Source organism: Amycolatopsis sp. NPDC054798 (genome assembly GCF_053611505.1).
In genome coordinates this window covers 1-18739 of the sequence record NZ_JBSHAM010000094.1, presented here as the reverse complement: position 1 = coordinate 18739, position 18739 = coordinate 1, and the positions used below count along the sequence as shown (strand labels likewise).

General features: G+C 69.5%; 17 protein-coding genes. 4 read left to right on the top strand and 13 right to left on the bottom strand.

Annotated elements, in window-relative coordinates; all coding sequences use genetic code 11:
* Positions 1-130 precede the first annotated feature (130 nt).
* A complete protein-coding gene (locus tag ACWGIC_RS36960) occupies positions 131-733 on the bottom strand; it encodes a TetR/AcrR family transcriptional regulator (protein ID WP_452080585.1) in 603 nt (200 codons plus the stop codon).
* Positions 734-805: 72 nt separating this feature from the next.
* Here ACWGIC_RS36960 and ACWGIC_RS36955 point away from each other — a divergent pair, with 72 nt between their 5' ends.
* On the top strand, positions 806-1657 hold the full coding sequence (locus tag ACWGIC_RS36955; RefSeq protein ID WP_452080584.1) for an oxidoreductase: 852 nt from the start codon (positions 806-808) through the stop codon (positions 1655-1657).
* Between the two features lie 38 nt (positions 1658-1695).
* Here the strand turns inward: ACWGIC_RS36955 and ACWGIC_RS36950 are convergent, their stop codons facing one another.
* The 6 genes from ACWGIC_RS36950 to ACWGIC_RS36925 form a co-directional block, all read right to left on the bottom strand.
* Positions 1696-1911, bottom strand: coding sequence for a hypothetical protein (locus tag ACWGIC_RS36950; protein ID WP_452080583.1), 216 nt, complete (start codon positions 1909-1911; stop codon positions 1696-1698).
* Positions 1912-1955: 44 nt separating this feature from the next.
* Positions 1956-2678 (bottom strand): AfsR/SARP family transcriptional regulator, encoded by a 723-nt coding sequence (locus ACWGIC_RS36945; RefSeq protein WP_452080582.1) that lies wholly within the window; start codon positions 2676-2678, stop codon positions 1956-1958.
* 408 nt (positions 2679-3086) lie between these two features.
* Positions 3087-5954 carry a helix-turn-helix transcriptional regulator gene (locus tag ACWGIC_RS36940; RefSeq protein WP_452080581.1) on the bottom strand — a complete coding sequence of 956 codons (2868 nt, stop codon included), beginning with the start codon at positions 5952-5954 and terminating at the stop codon, positions 3087-3089.
* Between the two features lie 834 nt (positions 5955-6788).
* Positions 6789-8960 carry a xanthine dehydrogenase family protein molybdopterin-binding subunit gene (locus ACWGIC_RS36935; RefSeq protein WP_452080580.1) on the bottom strand — a complete coding sequence of 724 codons (2172 nt, stop codon included), beginning with the start codon at positions 8958-8960 and terminating at the stop codon, positions 6789-6791.
* On the bottom strand, positions 8957-9919 hold the full coding sequence (locus tag ACWGIC_RS36930; protein ID WP_452080579.1) for an FAD binding domain-containing protein: 963 nt from the start codon (positions 9917-9919) through the stop codon (positions 8957-8959). The genes ACWGIC_RS36935 and ACWGIC_RS36930 overlap by 4 nt, the downstream gene beginning before the upstream one ends.
* Positions 9906-10358 (bottom strand): (2Fe-2S)-binding protein, encoded by a 453-nt coding sequence (locus ACWGIC_RS36925; protein ID WP_452080578.1) that lies wholly within the window; start codon positions 10356-10358, stop codon positions 9906-9908. Before ACWGIC_RS36925 ends, ACWGIC_RS36930 begins: the two co-directional genes overlap by 14 nt.
* Positions 10359-10588: 230 nt before the next feature.
* Here ACWGIC_RS36925 and ACWGIC_RS36920 point away from each other — a divergent pair, with 230 nt between their 5' ends.
* Positions 10589-11140, top strand: a complete 552-nt coding sequence (locus ACWGIC_RS36920; protein ID WP_452080577.1) for a TetR/AcrR family transcriptional regulator — start codon at positions 10589-10591, stop codon at positions 11138-11140.
* A gap of 16 nt (positions 11141-11156) precedes the next feature.
* Here the strand turns inward: ACWGIC_RS36920 and ACWGIC_RS36915 are convergent, their stop codons facing one another.
* Complete coding sequence (locus tag ACWGIC_RS36915) at positions 11157-11789, bottom strand: DsbA family oxidoreductase (protein WP_452080576.1); 633 nt, start codon at positions 11787-11789, stop codon at positions 11157-11159.
* 62 nt (positions 11790-11851) lie between these two features.
* Here ACWGIC_RS36915 and ACWGIC_RS36910 point away from each other — a divergent pair, with 62 nt between their 5' ends.
* A complete protein-coding gene (locus ACWGIC_RS36910) occupies positions 11852-12211 on the top strand; it encodes a winged helix-turn-helix transcriptional regulator (protein WP_452080575.1) in 360 nt (119 codons plus the stop codon).
* A 28-nt stretch (positions 12212-12239) separates the two neighbouring features.
* Here ACWGIC_RS36910 and ACWGIC_RS36905 read toward each other — a convergent pair whose 3' ends face one another.
* The 5 genes from ACWGIC_RS36905 to ACWGIC_RS36885 form a co-directional block, all read right to left on the bottom strand.
* Positions 12240-12668, bottom strand: coding sequence for an acyl-CoA thioesterase (locus tag ACWGIC_RS36905; RefSeq protein ID WP_452080574.1), 429 nt, complete (start codon positions 12666-12668; stop codon positions 12240-12242).
* A 10-nt stretch (positions 12669-12678) separates the two neighbouring features.
* The gene (locus ACWGIC_RS36900; protein WP_452080573.1) at positions 12679-15654 is read right to left on the bottom strand and encodes a bifunctional [glutamine synthetase] adenylyltransferase/[glutamine synthetase]-adenylyl-L-tyrosine phosphorylase; all 2976 of its coding nucleotides are present in this window, start codon (positions 15652-15654) and stop codon (positions 12679-12681) included.
* Positions 15655-15684: 30 nt separating this feature from the next.
* Complete coding sequence (locus ACWGIC_RS36895) at positions 15685-16815, bottom strand: inorganic phosphate transporter (RefSeq protein ID WP_409466627.1); 1131 nt, start codon at positions 16813-16815, stop codon at positions 15685-15687.
* A 94-nt stretch (positions 16816-16909) separates the two neighbouring features.
* Positions 16910-17659, bottom strand: a complete 750-nt coding sequence (locus tag ACWGIC_RS36890; protein WP_452080572.1) for a type 1 glutamine amidotransferase — start codon at positions 17657-17659, stop codon at positions 16910-16912.
* A complete protein-coding gene (locus ACWGIC_RS36885) occupies positions 17656-18072 on the bottom strand; it encodes a rhodanese-like domain-containing protein (RefSeq protein WP_452080571.1) in 417 nt (138 codons plus the stop codon). Before ACWGIC_RS36885 ends, ACWGIC_RS36890 begins: the two co-directional genes overlap by 4 nt.
* Positions 18073-18196: 124 nt before the next feature.
* Here ACWGIC_RS36885 and ACWGIC_RS36880 point away from each other — a divergent pair, with 124 nt between their 5' ends.
* Entirely contained in the window at positions 18197-18634 is a 438-nt protein-coding gene (locus ACWGIC_RS36880) for an Lrp/AsnC family transcriptional regulator (RefSeq protein ID WP_452080570.1), read from the top strand.
* Positions 18635-18739 lie beyond the last annotated feature (105 nt).

Here is an 18739-nt window from a genome sequence, read left to right as displayed (position 1 = left end):
TGACGTTGCTCCGAAGTTCCGTGCGGAGCCATGGTTGCCCCAATGTCGCCCCCGCCTGGTCCGCGCGGGCACGACCTCGGCCGGTCTCGCAACCCGGTCACGCAGACGCCGCTTGCCCGGCCGCGCTTGACTAGGCCGTGATGCCGAGCGCCGCCAGCCACACCCGAGACAGCGTCGCCGCCGCGTCGTCCAGTGAGCTGCCAGCGATAAACGCCTGATAGAAGACGCGTTCAGTCATCCAGACCAGGGCAGCAACAACCTCCGCGGCGGTTCCGGGCGGCATTCCGGCGCGCTCGGCGACACCGCGCATGGTGTCCGTGAGCGCGACCACCGCGGAACGCCACGCCTGGTCGATCGCCGGAACCGACGGCGAAAGCTCCACCGCCGTGCGCATCACCGTGCCGTGCTCGCGCCACATCCGTGCGGTCTGCTCGAGCCCCTGCCGAACCGCGTCACCGGGAGCGGCGGCGGCCGCGTCCACCGCGTCAACCTCGGCGCGCAGCGTGGTCACCGTTCGCTCGACCAACGCGGCGAGCGCCTCGTTCTTGGAACCGAAGTAGAAGTAGAGCGCACCCCGGGTGATCCCGGCTTCCCGCGCGATCGTCGCCACAGTCATGCCGTCCGCGCCCGCGGACTCCAGCTGCCGCTCCGCCGCGTCGAGAATAGCGCGTTCGCGCAGGTCACCCTTGGTCGGAGCGGTCCGGCGCCGCGTGCGGGTGTCTCGCTCTTCCACCCGTGCTTTCTATCACGCCGACTATTTTTGACGCAGTGTTGATTTTTCTCAACGCCGTGTAGAGTCCGTCTCATGACCAAGCTCTTCCTGATCACCGGCGCCAGCTCCGGCCTCGGCCGCGCTTTCGCCGAGGCCGCGCTCCAAGCCGGCCACACCGTCGTCGGCACCGTCCGCAAACCGGCCGACGCCGAGGCGTTCGAGCAGCTCCAGCCAGGCAAATCCCTCGCGCGGATCCTCGATGTCACCGACAACGACGCGGTGTTCCAGACCGTCGCCGAGATCGAGGCCGAGGTGGGCCCGATCGACGTCGCCATCGCCAACGCCGGATACGGCCACGAGGGCGTCTTCGAGGAGTCGACGATGGCCGAACTGCGCGCGCAGTTCGAGGTGAACGTGTTCGGCGTCGTCGCGACGGTGAAAGCGGTGCTGCCGTATATGCGGCAGCGGCGGCGCGGGCACATCCTCGGCGTCACCTCGATGGCCGGGCTGATCACCGTGCCGGGCACGTCCTTCTATCAAGGCAGCAAGTACGCCGTCGAAGGCATTCTCGAAACGGTCGGCAAAGAGGTCGCCCCGCTCGGCGTGCACGTCACCGCGATCGCGCCGGGTTCCTTCCGCACCGACTGGGCGGGCCGGTCGATGGTCCGCACCGAACGTTCCGTGCCGGACTACGACCAGGTGATGAACCCGGTCCGCGATCACCGTCTCGCCGCCAGCGGGAAACAGCTCGGCGACCCGAGGAAGGCCGCGGAAGCCGTGCTGCACGTCCTGGACGTGCCGAACCCGCCCGCGCATCTGGTCCTCGGCTCCGACGCGCTGCGTCTCATCGCGAACGGGCGCGCCGCGGTCGACAAGGAGATCGAGGAATGGGCCGAGCTGAGCCGGTCCACCGACTTCCCGGACGGTGCCCAGCTGCCCGGCTGAGCCGAGGTCCCTCTGGCCGTGGCCGTACTCTGGTTCCGTCACCGCGACGTCACGTCGCCGTCCTCCGCGCCGATCCGGCGCAGCCAGCGGTCTACTGATGCGAGAACCTCTTCGCGGGTCGTGAGAACCTCCGACGTCGTCGCGTCGAGGCGCACGTCCGCGGTGGTCGTGATGCGGACCCGCAGCTGTCCGTCGGAGTCGCACCACGCCCGAAGGACGTGCAGCGCGATTCGCTCCGGGTCCGCACCTGCCATACGGTGCAGTACAACGGTTCCCCGTCACCGCACCGTCACCCGGATCAGGCGAGCAGGGCCTGCACTCTCGGACTGGGCCGCACGCCGAGTTCGTCGTGCAGCAGCTCCGCGAGCGCGCGGTAAGCCCGCACCGCTTCGCCGCGATTGCCTTCGAGAAGGTGCACGCGGATCAGGCAGCGATGTGCGCTTTCCCGCAGCGGTTCGGCGTCGACCGCGGTGAGCGCGGCGTCGATCGCCTCCGAAAACCGGCCCGCTTCGCCGAGCCGTCCGGCCAGGCGTTCCAGCGCGTGCAGCCGAAGCTGCCGCCACCGCTCGCGGAAAACGAAGAGCCAGTCGTCGTACCAGTCCGGCAGCAGATCGGTCGACAGCAAACCGATCACCGGTTCGCTGTCGCCGGGAAGCTCCCCGCTGGCGGAGGCGAGCGAACGCGCCAGGCTCGACGCTGCTTGGACGTCGACGGCCGCCGTGTCGGCGAGCGACAGCCGCTCGGACGTCGCCTGAACCAGATCCCGGTGCACCCGGCCGATCCGCCACAACGTGGTGCGGAGGCTCGCCGCACCGTGTTCCTCCGACGAGTCCGCCCACAGCACGTGCGCGACCTCGGCCCGCCGTACCGGCCGGTCGCGAAGCGCGAGGTAAGTCACCAGCCGTTGAGCCGCACGGGAAAGCGGCCGCGCGTCAACCGCACCGTCCACCGCGAAGGCCGGCAGCGTCTGCACGACAAGCACCGACGTCGATCCAGTCCCCTCTCCCGATTCGTAATCCATTGTCGCCTTAACCCGCGAACCGACCATTCGAACCGACACCCCCTCGATCCTCGAACTCCGATGATCGTGACCGGCCCGCCGCCGCGCCATCCGTGCTACCACGTAACTTCGCTCACGGACACGGTTACCGGTCCGCCGCCGAGCACCGCGTTCGCCTTCGTTCCCAGCCAGGCCGCACCTGGCTCAAGTCCTGGCTGAAGCACTGCTCCAGAAAATTCCGGATGTCCGGTTCAGGCGGATTTCCGCGTCTCGCGGGCCCGGGTTCGGCCAGTGCTGCTCCATCGCGGACCCTCCCCGATCACTGGACCACCAGGGCAGTGTGTTCGGGATCCGTCACCACGACGTCACCGCATCGGCCTCCCGCGACGGCAGTCCGATCCGGCATATTCCTTTTGTCCGTGCAGCCGATCAGCGAGCACCCGCGCCGCCGCGCCGGTCGCGCACCCACTGCGCCAGCCGCACCCGGGATTTGAGGCCGAGCTTGCGGTAGACGTTGCGCAGATGCGTCTCCACCGTCCGCTCGCTGAGGACCAGCGCCGCGGCGATGTCCGCGTTCGACAGCCCCTTCCCGACCAGCACGGCGATCTCCGATTCCCGCCGGGTGAGCGGCCCGGACCGCTGCGCCGGAACCGAATGCCCCTGCTTCACGATCCTCTCCGGCCACGGAGCGCTCCCCGCCGCGGTGAACGCCGCCGTCGCCGAGGACGTCACCACCTCCGCTTCCGCCGGTTCCAGCAGTTCCGCCAGCTCCAGTTCCGCCTGCGCGGCGAGCAGATTCATCCCGAAACCGCGAAGCACGGTCGCCGAACCACGCAGCCGGTCCACCGCTTCCGCCCTGTTTCCCCTGGCGGCGTCGGCAAATCCCCGTTGCCGCTCGGCGAGCGCGTGCAGCACCCGAGCGTTGTTGCCCGCCGCACGAAGCAAGTCGGCTGTCCGGTCGGCTTCGGCGAGATCTCCCCGCTGCACCGCGGCGTACCCGGCGAAGGAAATCCGAAGGCAGTTGAGCTGGGTGTCGCCGAAGGGCAGCGTGTCGGTGAGCGCCGGAGCCTGTGCCGGAACTCCGCGTCGCACCGCTAATGCCGTCGCGGCCAGGTCGAACGCGTCCAGCAGGTCGATCTGCGAAGGATCGTAATGGCGACGCGCGTCGGCGAGGTCCGCCGCCGCCTCGTCGAGGTGCCCGCGTTCGGCGCGGACAAACGCCCGTCCAGCCAGAGTCCGCCCCACCAGCCGGTCCTGCCCGACCCGCCGCGCCTCGGCCACCGCACTGTCCATTTCAGACAGTGCAGTGCGCAGGTCGCCGGCGAAGTAGCGCGTGGTGGCGAGCATGGTTTGCAGGTAGCACGTGGCGGACGGAAGCCACTGCCGGACCGCCGGGGTGGTGCTGACGTCCGCGACCCGGATCGCCGTGACCAGGTCGCCGCGCAGCGTGGACAACCCGTTGAGCATCATCCGCGGAGCGAACGCGAGACGCGGGCCTTCGTCGCCGCAGCGCAACGCGAGCTCCAGCGCGCTGCGCAACTCCACGACCGCCGTTTCGACGTCGCCCGACAACGCCGCCAGCGCACCGGCCCCGAGATGCGCTACCGAATGCGCTCCCGGAGTGTCGCTTGTGGACGGAAGCGCGACGAGTTCCTGCGAGATCACCGCCAGTTCCGGAAAATCGCCGTGCCGCAACGCGATGATCCAATGGATCAGCAACCGCGTCGGCGGATCCGTGGCCGGACGGCGCCCGCTCGCCCTGGCCAGCCCGACCGCCGCCGGGAGGTTCCCGCGCTCGACTTCGAGCAGCGCCTGCAGATGCCGCCACGCCCGGCGGCCCTCAGTGTCCTGCCCGCGCCGCTCGCTGAGCGCGACCGCGTCCTGCAGCAGTTCGGCGGCCTCGTCCAACCGCCCTCGCCCCTGCTGCAACCGCGCCAGATCAACAAGCAACGCGGGCACCACGTCCGGGCGGGCATCCCGCGCCCGCCGCAGCGCAGCGGCGAGATACTCGGCAGCTTCGTCCAAATCCCCGACCGTCAAAGCGCGGGCCCCCGCCGCGCTGAACGCCTCGATCGCCCGGTCCACCGGAACGCTGTCACCACCAGCCGCGTAGTGCGGCGCGGCCGCGACGGTGCGGTCGGCGCGGTGCAGCGCCGCCCCGATCGCCGCGTGCAACGCCCTTCGCTCAGCGAGCAGCAGTTCGTGATAGACCGCTTCGGCGTAAAGAGGATGCGCCACTTGATAATGCGGCTCGACCTCCGACTGATTCTCCGTGACCAGCCGACGGGCGACCAGCCGGCGCAACGCCGCGTGCAGGGCGGGCGGGGCCATCCCGGACACGTCGGCCAGCACCTCCGGACGACCATGCGTGCCCGCGACCGCGACCACCTCCAGCAGCCTCCGGTCCGCCTCCCCGAGCCGCCCGATCTGCTCCCGCACGACGTCCCGGATCACCTCGGGCAACGGCCCGCACATCCGGCTGGCGACGAGATGCCGGGTCAGTGCGACGACGAACAAGGCGACCCCGGACGCCCGGGACGTGACCGCCCGCAGCAACGCGAGCGGCGGCGGCGTGCCCAGGACGTGCTGCACCAGATCCCGCACCGCCTGGTCGCTGAGCGGCGCGAGTTCGAGCAGCCTTCCCGCCGGATGTCGCCGGGTCGCCTCCGCCATCGCGTCGAGCGCTTCGTTGTCCACGCTCGAACGGAAACACCCGATCACGAGCAGCGGCATTTCCTCCGCGTTACGCCCGAGGTAGTGCAGCAGTTCGATAGTCCCCCGATCAGCGCAATGGAGGTCGTCGACCACGAGCAGCACCGGACCGCGAGCGGTGAGCTGCCGCGTCGCCGCGAGCACCGCTTCGCACATCCGGGTGCGCTGCAGCCCCGGGTCTCCGGCTTCCGGCGATACCGGGCTCAGATCGGGGAACAACGCGCCGAGATTACCGGGCGCGAAAGAAAATCCGGCGGATTCACTCAGATGGCCGCGGAAAGCCTGGACGATCGGCGCGTACGAAAGCCCCGACAACAACGGGTCCGCCCGCCCCTCGACAATGGCGAATCCCTTGCCGCGCGCCGCCCCGATCGCCTCGCCGGCCAGCCGCGACTTGCCGATCCCCGGCTGCCCGCGCACCAGTACCACGCCCCCGCGCCCCCTGCCCGCGGCGGCGATCGCCCCTGCTAGCACAGCGAATTCGGCGTCCCGGCCAATCAGCGGAACGCCCGGTTCGGATCCGCGATACGAGCCGATCCCGCCTCTTCGAGGCAGGTCCGCACTCCCGGCCGGTGCTGTGTCCATCCCCAGCCTCCCCGAACAAGTGCCCACGAAACCATACCGCCCGCGAGCGAGAGCACGAGCGATTTTCCGGGGAGGGGAAAAAGGCCGCCAGAATCTGGCGGCTGACCTGCGGAGGACGCATCCGCGCGGCCGGGGGCAGACCGCAGCGGCATGGTGCTGAACAATTTTCCGGTTGCGGGCAAAGGGGTGAATGGGGTGGTGGTGCAGTTCCGCCGCAGGGGTGATGCGCCGTGCCGAAACGGTGTCCGGGCGGTTCTGGCCGGGTCCGGGACGCCGGGTAACTCGCCGATTCGCGGTCCTACGCGGTGGTGGCTTCGGTGCTTGTCGGCCGGTGCTCCGCGATCACTTCCGGGCCTGCGTTATCCGCCTTCGGCCCCGCGTTCACTGCGTGCATATTCCGGTCTGGGTGGCCCGGCTACCGCACTTCGGGCCAGCCGTGGGCGTGTTCTGGGGCGTGCTGCTCGCCCTGCCGCAAACGGTTCACCGCGCACACTTCGGCGCACAACCGAGCTGCCGCTCAGTCGGCAGCCCACACCGCTTCTGCCCGCCATTAGCTCGCTCCGGGCCAGCTGCAGCAGACCCGCCGCGCTACCCCGCTGCAGCCCATCGGCGGTCCAGAGAGCTACCCACCATCGCCAGTCGGCAGCCCCAGTGCACTCCGGCGCACTATCCCGTCGCCGCCGTCAGCTCCCGGCCGACGGCGCTTCGGCAATTCCGCACACCGCCCGGCACCGCTCCGGACGCACCGCCCGAAGCCCGTCAAGCGCCCTCGCGAAAGCCCCTCATCGCCACCCCGGAGCAGGGGGCGTCCGAACCCGGACGCCCCCACCCGGATCAATCCACCAGCAAATCCTCGATCATGATCGGAATGCTCCGCACCCGCACCCCAGTCGCGTTGCACACCGCGTTCGCCACCGCGGCCGCCATGCCCACCGCGCCGATTTCGCCGACGCCTCGGGCACCGACCGCGTTGTGCAGCGTGTCCGGGTATTCGACGAACTGCACGTCGATTTCCGGGATGTCGGCGTTGACCGGCAGCAGGTAGCTCGCGAAGTCCGCGTTCGCGGGGCGTCCGCTCGGCTCCACTTCCAGTCCCTCGTGCAGGGCCGCGGACACGCCCCAGATCATGCCGCCCGACAGCTGGCTCCTGGCCTGCATCGGGTTGATGATCCGGCCGCCGTCGAAGACGCCCAGCATCCTCGACACCCGGACCTCGCGGGTCAGCCGGTGCACCCGGACCTCGCAGAACTGCGCGCCGAACGAGCTGAACGAATGCTTCGTCATCTCCTCGCCCGGAGCGGAGGAACCCTTGGCGGACAAGGATTCCCGGCCGATCGCGCGCAGCAGTTCACCGAAGGGCATGGTGCCGCGGTTGCCGTGCAGCAACCCCTCGGCGTACGTGACCACCTCGCCCTCGAACGGCGCACCCGGTTCGGCGGCGAGCGCCACCAGTTCGTCGAGCAGTTCGGTGGCCGCGAGCATGATCGCGGTGCCGGTGCTCGCCGTGGCGGTCGAACCGCCGGACATCCCGCCCGGCGCGAACCGGGAGTCGCCGAGGTGCGGGGTGACGCGTTCCGGGTCGATGTCGAGGGATTCGGCCCCGATCGTGGCCAGCACGGTGAGCAGCCCGGTGCCCGGGTCGGCCCCGCCGGTGGACACGTCCGCGGTCCCGTCGGCGTTGAGCACGATCTCGACCGTCGCCGGGAAACGCAGCCCCGGGAACATCGCGGTCGCCGTGCCCATGCCGACGAGCCAGTCCCCGTCGACGTGCCCGCGCGGCGACCGGTTCGCCCAGCCGAACCGCTGCGCCCCGACCTCGTAGCATTCGTCGAGGTGTTTGCTCGACCACTGCAGATCGACGCCGGGAGGAGCGAGCGAACTGTTGCGCTTCCGCAGTTCGATCGGGTCCATCTCGAGCGCGATCGCGAGTTCGTCGATGGCGCTTTCGAGCGCGAACGAACCCGACGCCTCCCCCGGCGCGCGCATGAACGTGCCCGGCGGGACGTGCAGCGGCACCATCTTCTGGCTGATCGACAGGTTCTGCGTCGCGTACCACTCGCGCGAGGTGCCGTGCGAGGTCGGTTCCACAAAGGACCGGCTGATCGACGTCGCCGACCAGGAATCGTGCTGCACCGCGATCAGCGTGCCGTCGCGGTCCGCGCCCAGTGCGATCTTCTGCACCGTGGCCGGCCGGTTCGCCGTTGCCGTGAACACCTGCTCGCGGGTGAGCGCGCATTTCACCGGACGGTCGAGCACTTTGGCGGCGGCCGCGGCCAGCATCCCCGGAGCCGAGGTGCCTGCCTTGCCGCCGAACGCACCGCCCACGTACGGGTTCACCGCGTGCACGGCCGACGGCTCGATGCCCAGCACCCCGGCCATTTCCATAGCCTGCAGGTAACTGGCCTGGTTTCCGCTGTAGAAGGCGAGCTCGCCGCCGTCCCACTTCGCGACCGCCGAATGCGGCTCCATCGCGGCGTGGTTCTGCGTCGCGGTGCGGTAGGTCTCCGAAACGACGACCGGGCTCTGCGCCAGTGCGTCCGCGATGGACTCGACGCCGTCGGCGAGCACCTCGATCGACGGCGCGCTGCCGCGGCTCTCCGGCGCGTCCTCCGCGGTCGCGAGGCCGTCCTCCATCGACGTCTGCGCGGGCTTCTCCTGGTAGGAGATCTCGATCAGCCCGGCCGCGTCCCGCGCCTGCTCGAACGTCTCCGCGACGACCAGCCCGATCGGCTGCCCGTAGAACTCCACGTTCCGGTCCTGCAGCGGCAGCCAGACGTCCCCCATCAGCTGCGATTTGTACGGGTGCAGCTCCAGCGGGTCGAACGGGCTGTAAACGCTGACCACCCCGGGCGCGCTCTTCGCCGCGGTCACGTCCATCGCGGTGATCTCGCCGTGGGCGATCGTGCTGAGCACGATGTACCCGTACAGCATGCCGGGGAACGTGCGGTCCAGCGCGTAATCGGCCTGGCCGGTGACTTTCCGCGGACCGTCCAGCCGCGCACTCATGCCCGGCTCCCTTCGGTCAGTTCGAGCAGTGCGCGGACGATCGTCCGCTTCAGCAGCGAAGGCTTGAATACGTTGCCGGACAACGGCTTCGCCCCGGCAACCGCCACCTCGGCGGCGGCAGCGAAGGCTTCCTCGGTCAGCTCCGCGCCGCGCAGCGCCTCTTCCACGGCAGGCAGCCGCCACGGCACGGTCGCGACCCCGCCCGCTGCCACGCGGGCGTCGGCGATCTTCCCGTCGCGCACGTCGAGCGCGACCGCCGCCGAGCACAGCGCGAACTCGTACGACTGCCGGTCGCGGATCTTGACGTACGTCGAGTTCTCCGCCCAGTCGAGCCGCGGCACGCGCACCTCGGTGATCAGCTCGCCCGGACGCAGGTCGTGCTCGATTTCCGGGGTGTCGCCCGGTTCGCGGTAGAACTCGGTCAGCGCGACCGTGCGGGTGCCCTCGGCGCTGGCCAGCACGACCTCCGCGTCGAGCGCGACCAGCGCGACCGCGACGTCGCTGGCGTGGGTGGCCACGCAGGAGTCGCTGGTGCCGAGGATCGCGTGCATCCGGTTCACGCCGGAGATCGCCGAACAGCCGCTGCCCGGGGAACGCCGGTTGCACGGCATCGCGACGTCGCGGAAGTACGAGCACCGCGTGCGCTGCATCAGGTTTCCGCCGATGCTGGCCATGTTCCGCAGCTGCTGCGACGCGCTGAGCAGCAGCGCGCGAGAGATAGCCGGGTACACGCCGGGATGCGCGGCGATGTCGCCCATCCGCTCCAGCGCGCCGAACCGCAGTCCGTCGGCGGTGTCGATGCCCCGCAGCGGCAGGTCGTTGATGTCCAGCACCTGCTGCGGGGTGAGGACGTCGAGCTTCATCAGGTCGACCAAAGTGGTGCCGCCGGCGAGGTAGGTTCCCGCGCTGCCCAGCGCGTCCTCGACGGTGGCGGGTGCGGTCAGCTCAAACGGTCGCATCGGCCTGCCTCGCCTGCTCCACGGCGCGCACGATGTTCGGGTACGCCGAACACCGGCACAGATTGCCGGACATGAACTCGCGGACGTCGGACACGTCGTCGCGCACCGCGGCGACCGCCGACATCACCTGCCCGGACGTGCAGAACCCGCACTGCAGCGCGTCCTGGTCCACGAACGCCTGCTGCACCGGGTGCAGTTCGTCCTCAGTGGACAGTCCTTCGACGGTGGTGACGGGACCGCGCACGGCGGCCGCGAGCGTGAGGCAGGACAGCACCGGCTTGCCGTCGACGTGCACGGTGCAGGCACCGCACTGACCGCGGTCGCAGCCCTTCTTCGGGCCGGTGATGCCGAGCCGCTCGCGCAGCGCGTCCAGGAGGGTCACTCCCGGTTCGACGCTGAGCTGCTCGGTTCTTCCATTGACTTCAAGGGAAATGTCCACAGTAGGGTTCGCTTTCCCGCAGTCCGTCCGCGGCGGACGTCCTGCGGCGTGATGGTGGTGGTGACGGCCCTTCGGGAACGCGAGCCGCCGGGGTAAACCGGATATTCATCCGCTTGGCTCGCTTTGACCGAGGCTAGCGGATTAGAATCCGCTACGCAACGAAGTGGAGCTACTCCAGGTGGTGCTGGAGCGGCTCCAGCCAAGCAGGCGAAAGCAACGCGGGAGGCGCGATGCCGGTCAGCCCGCGGCGGGCGGACACCCGGCGCAACCACGAACGGATACTGGCGGTGGCGGCGGAAACCGTGAGCCGCTCGGGAGAGGTGTCGTTCAACGCGGTCGCCAAGGAAGCGGGCGTCGGCGTCGGCACGGTGTACCGGCACTTCCCCACGCCGGAGTCGCTGGTGCTGGCCGTCTACGAGCGAGAGGTGGACCAGCTCGTCGAGATCGTGCCCGAATTACTCGCCAGACATTCCCCCGATCAGGCGTTGCGCGTCTGGATCGTGGACCACCTGGCGCACTACATGATGACGAAACGAGGGCTGGCCAACGCCTTGCGCGCGTCGCAGAGCGAACTGCCGACACAGGCGTACGCGCGCATGCTCGACGCGCTGGACACCTTGCGGAAGGCGAACGCCGACGCGGGCACGATCCGGCCGAACCTGACCACGGAAACGTTGATGCGCGGACTCGGCGGGCTGTTTTTCCTTACCCAGGACGGAGATTGGAAGACCGAGACCGAGGGGGTAGTGGACCTGGTGTGGCACGGAATGCGGCTGGACTGACCCGCCGCGCCGGACGTCAAACCGAAGCGAGAGCTTCCAGGTAAGCGTGCGAAGGCTGCGCGCCGGAAAGCACGATCCGCCGGTTGACCACCACAGTCGGGACGCCGCTGACCCCGAGCGCCCGCCCTTCCTGGTGATCTGCCCGTACCGCGGCGGAGTAGTCGTCGCTGCCGAGCAATGCGCGCACGTCGTGTTCGCCCAGCCCGGCGTCGAGGCCGAACTGCAGCAGCGACGCATGGTCCGCGATGTTCGCCCCTTCGCCGGTGTAAGCCCGCATCAGCCGCTCGCGCAGTTCGTTTCCGCGTCCGCGATCCTCGGCGAAGTGCGCGAGGCGATGCGCGTCGAACGAATTCACCAGCAGCGCGTCCCGCATCCGGTAGCGCAATCCCAGTTCCGCGGCCAATTCGCCGATCCGGTCGACCGCCGCCTCCGCTTCGGCGAGCGTGAGCCCGAGATCCCGTTCGAGCCGGCGCGGGATGGTCAGGTCCGGCACCTTCTTCTCGTCCGGATGCAGGTCGTAACTGCGCCACCGGACGCGCACGTCCGCGGCTCGCTCGAATCCGGCCAGCGCGGCTTCGAACCGCCGCTTGCCGAGATAGCACCACGGGCACAAGAAATCGGACCAGATTTCCACGGATATTTCTGCCATGCGGCAAGAATAGGAACGCGGAAACGGCCTGAACAGAACTGACATTTTGGTAAGCTCGGTTCGTGGCCGCGACCAGCCCCGCCCCGCTCAGCGAGACGTTCCCGAAGGACTGCCCTGGCCGCCCGCTCTTCGAAGAAGCCACCAGCCGCTGGGGCCTGCTGATCCTCGTCGCGCTCGCGCCGGGACCGCTGCGGTTCGCCCAGCTTCGCGACCGGATCGGCGAGATCAGCGAGAAAATGCTGACCCAGAAACTGCGGGCGCTGGTGCGCGACGGACTGCTCGACCGCCAGGTCGAAACGGAGAAGCCGCTGCGCGTCTCCTACTCGCTCACCCCACTCGGACGCGAGCTGAGCCAGCGCCTGCACGGCCTCCTCGCCTGGAGCGAACAGGTCTCGGCGAACGGCACCCACGGCCAGGCCTGAGGAAATAACCCTTCCGCCCAGCGCGAAATCACTCCGAAGTAGACAGCACCTTCAAGTCGATCCCCGCCCGCTCGAAATGCCCCCGCGGGTCCGGCACCAGCTTGCGCTTTTCCAGATCCATCAGCCCCAGCGTGCATTTGATCTCGGCCGACAGCGTCCCGTCCAGCTTGAGGATGCGCGAGGTCATCCAGAACACCTTGCCATCGCCGAACGACGCGTCGCAGGTCACGTCCACCACGTCCCCGGCGCGCAATTCCCGCCGGTAGACGATGTTCGATTCGAGCAGCACCGGTGCGAGGCGCGATTCCTGCAGGGCGTCGCCGCCCGCCGCCTCGAAGACTTCCAACCGGGAAACCTCGCCGTACGAGTGGTACACGGCGTGGTTCAGGTGGCCCAGCGTGTCGAGTTCGTAGTGGCGCACCTTGATCCGGGTGCGGAACGGTTCGCGGTCGGTCACAACGCTCAGGCTAGTTGTCGTAGAAGAGTTCCTCGACCACAGCATGTGCGTGCCGCGTCACACGTCGGTAGGCGTCGAGGAACTCGCCCGGGTCGTCGTCCACCGAGTAGCCGAACACGCGCGCCACCGCGGCGAGGTCGCGGCCGGTGCCGGGCACCTCGTCCGCTGCCTTTCCACGCACCAGCATCGTCGCGTTGCGCACGCGCGTGGCCAGCAGCCACGCCTCGCGCAACGAGTCCACCGACTCGGCTGGCGCGAGATCGGCCTCGGCCAAGGCCGTCAGCGCGTCGAGGGTCGACGTCGTCCGCAGGCCAGGCACCTCGTGCGCGTGCTGCAACTGCAGGAGCTGGACAGTCCACTCGACGTCGGCGAGACCGCCGCGGCCGAGTTTCGTATGCCGCGTCGGGTCGGCTCCGCGCGGAAGCCGTTCAGTCTCCACCCGGGCCTTGATCCGCCGGATCTCGCGCGCGTCCGTCGGGTCGAGCCCGCCTTCCGGATAGCGCAACGGGTCGATCATCTCGATGAACCGCTGGCCAAGCTCCTCGTCGCCGGCGGCGAACCGGGCCCGCAGCAACGCCTGCGATTCCCACACCTCGCCCCAGCGCTGGTAGTACGCCCGGTACGACTCCAACGTCCGCACCAGCGGCCCGCTGCGCCCTTCCGGCCGGAGATCGGCGTCGACGATCAACGCCGGGTCCGCGCTCGGCGCGCCGAGAATCTTCCGCACCGTCTCCGCGACCGACGAGGCGAACCGCACCGCTTCGGCGTCCGAAACCCCTTCGGCGGGCTCGCAGATGAAGAGGACGTCAGCGTCCGAGCCGTAGCCCAGTTCCGCCCCGCCAAGCCGTCCCATGCCGATGACCGCGATCGTCGCCGGAGTACGCCCCAGCTCAGCCTGCCGTTGCCGATAAGCCGCCGACAACGCTCCCTGCAACACCGCCACCCACACGCTCGACAGCGCTTCGCAGACCGACGGAACGTCCAGCAGTCCCAACAAATCCGCGCACGCGACACGCAGCAGCTCATGCCGACGCAACGACCGTGCGGCGGTGACCGCAGCGCTCAGCCCAGGCTGACGACGCACAGCAGCCCGCAGCGACGTCGCCACTTCCGCAGGCGTGCGTCCGGTCAGCCGGGCCGGATCTCCCAGCAGCTGCAGCACTTCCGGCGCGCGCACAAGCAGGTCCGGCACCAAGTGCGACGTACCGAGCAGGAAGGCGAGCCGCTCGACGACTGTGCCCTCGTCACGCAGTACACGCAGGTACCAGGGCGTGTCCTGAAGCGCCTCGGACACCTTGCGATACGAGAGCAGACCGCCGTCCGGATCGGGCGTATCGGCCAGGCAGTCGAGCAACACCGGAAGCAGCGCCTGCTGAATGGCCGCGCGGCGCGAAACCCCGGCGGTCAGCGCCTTGATGTGCTGCAGCGCCCCTTCCGGCGCGGCGTACCCGAGCGCGGCGAGCCGGCTGGCGGCCTGTTTCGTGGTGAGCCGCAACGCTTCCGTCGGCACATTCGCCACCGACTGCAGCAGCGGACGGTAGAACACCTTCTCGTGCAGCCGCCGAATTCCCTGCGCGTGACGGCGGAACTCGGCAAGAAGCGCCTCGCCCTGGCTACGCCCGCGAACCGGCCGAATCCCGCAGGCACGAGCGAGAATCCGCAGCTCATCGGTGTCCGACGCAGCGGGGAACAGGTGCGTACGCCGCAACCGGCGCAGCTGCAGCCGGTGCTCGACGGTACGCAGGAACTCGTACGACGAACCCATTTCCGCGGCGTCCGCGCGGCCGACGTACCCGCCGTCGCCGAGCGCGGCCAAAGCCTCCAAAGTGGACGGTGAGCGCAGCGCGGGATCCACCCGGCCGTGCACGAGCTGCAGCAGCTGCACGGCGAACTCGACGTCCCGCAGCCCGCCGCGGCCCAGCTTCAGCTCGCGTTCGAGATGCTCCGACGCGACGTGGTCCTCCACCCGCCGGCGCATCTGCTGTACCTCGGTCACGAAGTTCTCGCGGTCCGCGGCCGACCACACCATCGGCGCGACCATCTCGGCGTACTGGCGGCCCAGCTCGGCGTCGCCGGCCACCGGACGCGCCTTCAGCAAAGCCTGGAACTCCCAGGTCTTCGCCCACTTCTGGTAGTACGCGGTGTGCCCTTCGAGCGTGCGCACCAACGCGCCGCTCTTGCCCTCCGGCCGCAACGCCGCGTCGACCTCGAAGCACGCGTTGCCGACCAGCCGCATCATCGTGCTGGCCAGCCGGGTCGCGACGCCGAGGTCGCCGGCCCCGACGAAGATGACGTCGACGTCGCTCACGTAGTTCAGCTCGCGACCGCCGGTCTTGCCCATCGCGATCACCGCGAGCGCGCCTTCGGCGGACGCACCGACCTCCTGCTCGGCGACCATGAGCCCGGTCTGCAGCGAAGCCTCGGCGAGCGTGGTCAGCTCGCTGGCCACGTCGCGGAACTGCGGATGGTCCAGGCCGGGCTCCACGAGATGGCCGAGGTCAGCGGCGGCGATGCCGAGCAACAGCCCGCGGTAGCCAGCACGCAATTCATGCTCGGCGGCCGTCCCGGTGACGTACGTCCCGTCGTCCTGCCGCACCCGCTCGAGCAACCGGTCCGCGAACTTCGCCGGATCCGTACAGCGGTTGTCCGCGAGGCAGCGCCACTCGCCCGGATTGGCGACGAGGAAGTCCGCCAGCGCGGTGGAGGTGCCGAGCACGCCCAGGAGCCGGCCGCGGAACGTGCGGTTCTCGCGGAGCGTGCTGTCCAGCTCGGGCCAGCCGGGTTCGTCGGCCTCGCGGATGCGGTCGAGCCCGGCCAGCGCGAGGTCAGGATCCGCGGCGCGGGAGAGCGCGAGAAGGACGTCCGTGGCCCCGTCGGCGGGTCCGCCTTCAGTCCACCAGCCCGCCGCGCGCAGTTGACCGTCGGCCCGGGTGTCAGTGAAGCCGTACCTGGCCGCCGAAGCTGTGGTCCGCGCGCGCTCTGCCATCGCTCACACCGTAGCCGGACTCGGGGCGGTTCAGGCAGCCAGGCGGTCCGGTTCGGTATCGGCGGCGGACGGTTCGGGGACCTGGAAGCTGTGCGCGGTGACGGGTTTGCGCCGGGACAGGAGGTAAATCCCGGCCGCAAAGAGAATCCCGGCGACGCCGACCGCGATGGTCCCGGCCTCGCCGAGCGACGCGATCTTCCCCGCCGCCGCACCGACGATCGCCGCCGCGGGCAGCGTGAACAGCCACGCGAGCACCATCCGCCCGGCCATCCGCCAGCGCACCGGAGCCTCGCGGCGGCCGACGCCGGAGCCGATGATGCCGCCCGAGCACACGTGCGTGGTCGACAGCGGGAAACCGAGGTGCGAGGACAGCAGGATCACGACAGCGCTGCTGGTCTGCGCGGAAAAACCCTGCGGACCTTCGATGTCGGTGAGCCCCTTGCCGAGCGTGTGGGTGATCCGCCAGCCGCCGAGATACGTGCCGAGCGCCAGCGCGGACGCGGCGCTGACGATCACCCAGACCGGCGGCGCGGACCCGGCGGGGAGACTGCCGGCCGCGACCAGCGTCAGGGTGATGACGCCCATCGTCTTCTGCGCGTCGTTGGTGCCGTGCGCGAGCGAGACGAGGGACGCGGACACGATCTGCCCGACCCGGAAACCGCGCCCGCCGCGCTTGCGCACCAGGAACCGGTACACGAAGTAGGTGACCGCGGCCGCCGCCACTCCCGCGATCACCGGCGACGCGGCGGCCGGGACGAGCACCTTGTCCACGATCTTGCCGAAGTGGACGGAATCCGCGCCGGCGGATACCCAGGTCGCGCCGATCAGGCCGCCGAACAGCGCGTGCGACGAACTGGACGGCAGGCCGACGTACCAGGTGAAGAGGTTCCAGACGATCGCCCCGATGAGCCCGCCGAACACGATGGCTGGCCCGATCCTCGTCTCGTCGACGAGACCGCTGGAAATCGTTTTCGCGACCTCGACCGACAGGAACGCGCCGGCCAAATTCAAGACCGCGGAGATCGCGACGGCGACACGCGGCCGGAGTGCTCCGGTGGCGATCGAAGTCGCCATCGCGTTCGCCGTGTCGTGGAAGCCGTTGGTGAAATCAAAAACCAGCGCCGTGCAGATCACGACGACAACGAGCAGCGAGGGGTCCACCCCGACCTCCGAACCCTACGGAAATACCTCTCGCAAGGTACCTGACCGTTTGGGTGAACCGTTAACTCGCCGTAAGTGATTCCGACGTCAGCCGTTAAGCCAGCGGCAACTGGCGTTGACTATCCGGAGCCGCCTGCAGTTGACCGGCGGCCAACTGGACGAATCGGCGCGCGAACGGACGCCACGTCTCGGCGATGTCCGCGTGCACAGAGGTCAGGGTGTCGTGCTCCAGCGCGCCCGGACGGGTGAGTTCCGCCATTTCCGGCTCCGCCTCGGCCCAGGCCAGGACGACCTCCGGGGTGGTCTCGATGTGGAACTGGACACCGTAGACACAACGGTTCATCCGGTACGCCTGGTGCGGGTACTTCGGCGTGGACGCGAGCAGCTCGGCGCTCGGCGGCAGGACGGTGATGACGTCCCGGTGGAACTGCAGGACGTCCGGGAGGAAGGGCGTGTCCGCGAAGAGCGGGTCGATCCACGCGGCGTCCTTCTTGGACACCAGCCCCGGCCCCACCTCAGGCCCCGCCTCGCCTTCCGCGACCTGCCCGCCGGTCGCGACGGCCAGCAGCTGCGAGCCGAGACAGATCGCGAGCGTCGGCACCGCTTTGCCAGCCGCGGCGGCGAGGAGCTTCCGGACGTCGACGAGCCAGGGATGCTGGGCGTCGTCGAGCGCACCCATGCCGCCGCCGAGACAGACCACCCCGTCGTATCCGTCGAGACTCGCCGGCAGGTCCTGCTCCGGCGGCAGCCGCACGTCGAGTTCAGCGCCGGCCTCGGCGAGCCACTCCCCGAGCGGGCCGACGGGATCGCTGGCATCGGGCTGGATGATGAGCAGACGAGTCACGCCGTCCAGGGTACGGGCATCCCGGCCTCGGTCGGATAGCCGTGGGCGAGCCAGGTCGTGATGCCGCCGGACAGCCGTTTCACCGTGAAGCCGAGCTTTGCGAGCCGGTACGCGCCCTGGGTGGCGGCGTTGCAGTAGATGCTCTCGCAGTAGCAGACGTAGACGAGGTTCCGGTCGAGGTCGCGGGTGCTTTCCTCGGTGATTTCCCGATACGGCAAGCAAATCGCGCCCGGCAGGTGCGCTTCCGCGTAAGCCCCGGGGCTGCGGGTCTCGACCAGGACGTAGCCGTCGGTGCGTCCGTCCGCGAGGTCCTGGGCGAGGTCGACCGGGTCGACCTCGAAGGCGAGTTCGCATCCGAAGTACTCGACGGCGTTGGAGGCTTCGTGCGGGAGGGAGAGGATGCGAGGTTTCACGCTGATGATCCTCCCGTTCCGGTGCCGGTGGGAGACAGGGGAAGATCCAGGTGTTCCGCCGTCTTCACCAGGGTTTTCCGGGTCTGGACGGCAGCTGGCTTGGAGTTTTTGAGAGGGTGCCGCGATGGACCTGGACGATGTTGACCGGCACCTGCTGGAGCTGCTGCAGTCCGACGGCCGCCTGACATTCTCGGAACTCGGCCGCCGGGTCTCGCTGTCCGCCCCGGCCGTGACGGAACGGGTGCGCCGGCTGGAACAGCGCGGGGTGATCACCGGCTACGCCGCTCGCGTCGATCCGGAGAAGCTGGGCCGGCCGATCCAGGCGATGATCCGGGTGCGCGTCCGCAGCCTGGACGGCCCGCGCTTCCGCGAGGCGATCCTCCCGCTGCCGGAGATCACCGACGCCGATCACGTCACTGGTGACGAGTGCTGGCTGCTCCGGGTGCACTGCCGCACGACGGCGGAACTGGAGCGGTTTGTGGAACAAGCTCAGCGCTACGGCGAGACGACGACCTCGCTGGTGTTCTCGTCCCCGGTGCGAGGCCGCGGGCTGCCGCTTTGATCTTGGGCATGACGAAGGCCCGAACCCCGTCAGGGTTCGGGCCTCGGTTTCCGGGTCCGGGAATGAGTCTGGGCCCCGGGAGAACCACAAGGGGTATCGGGACGG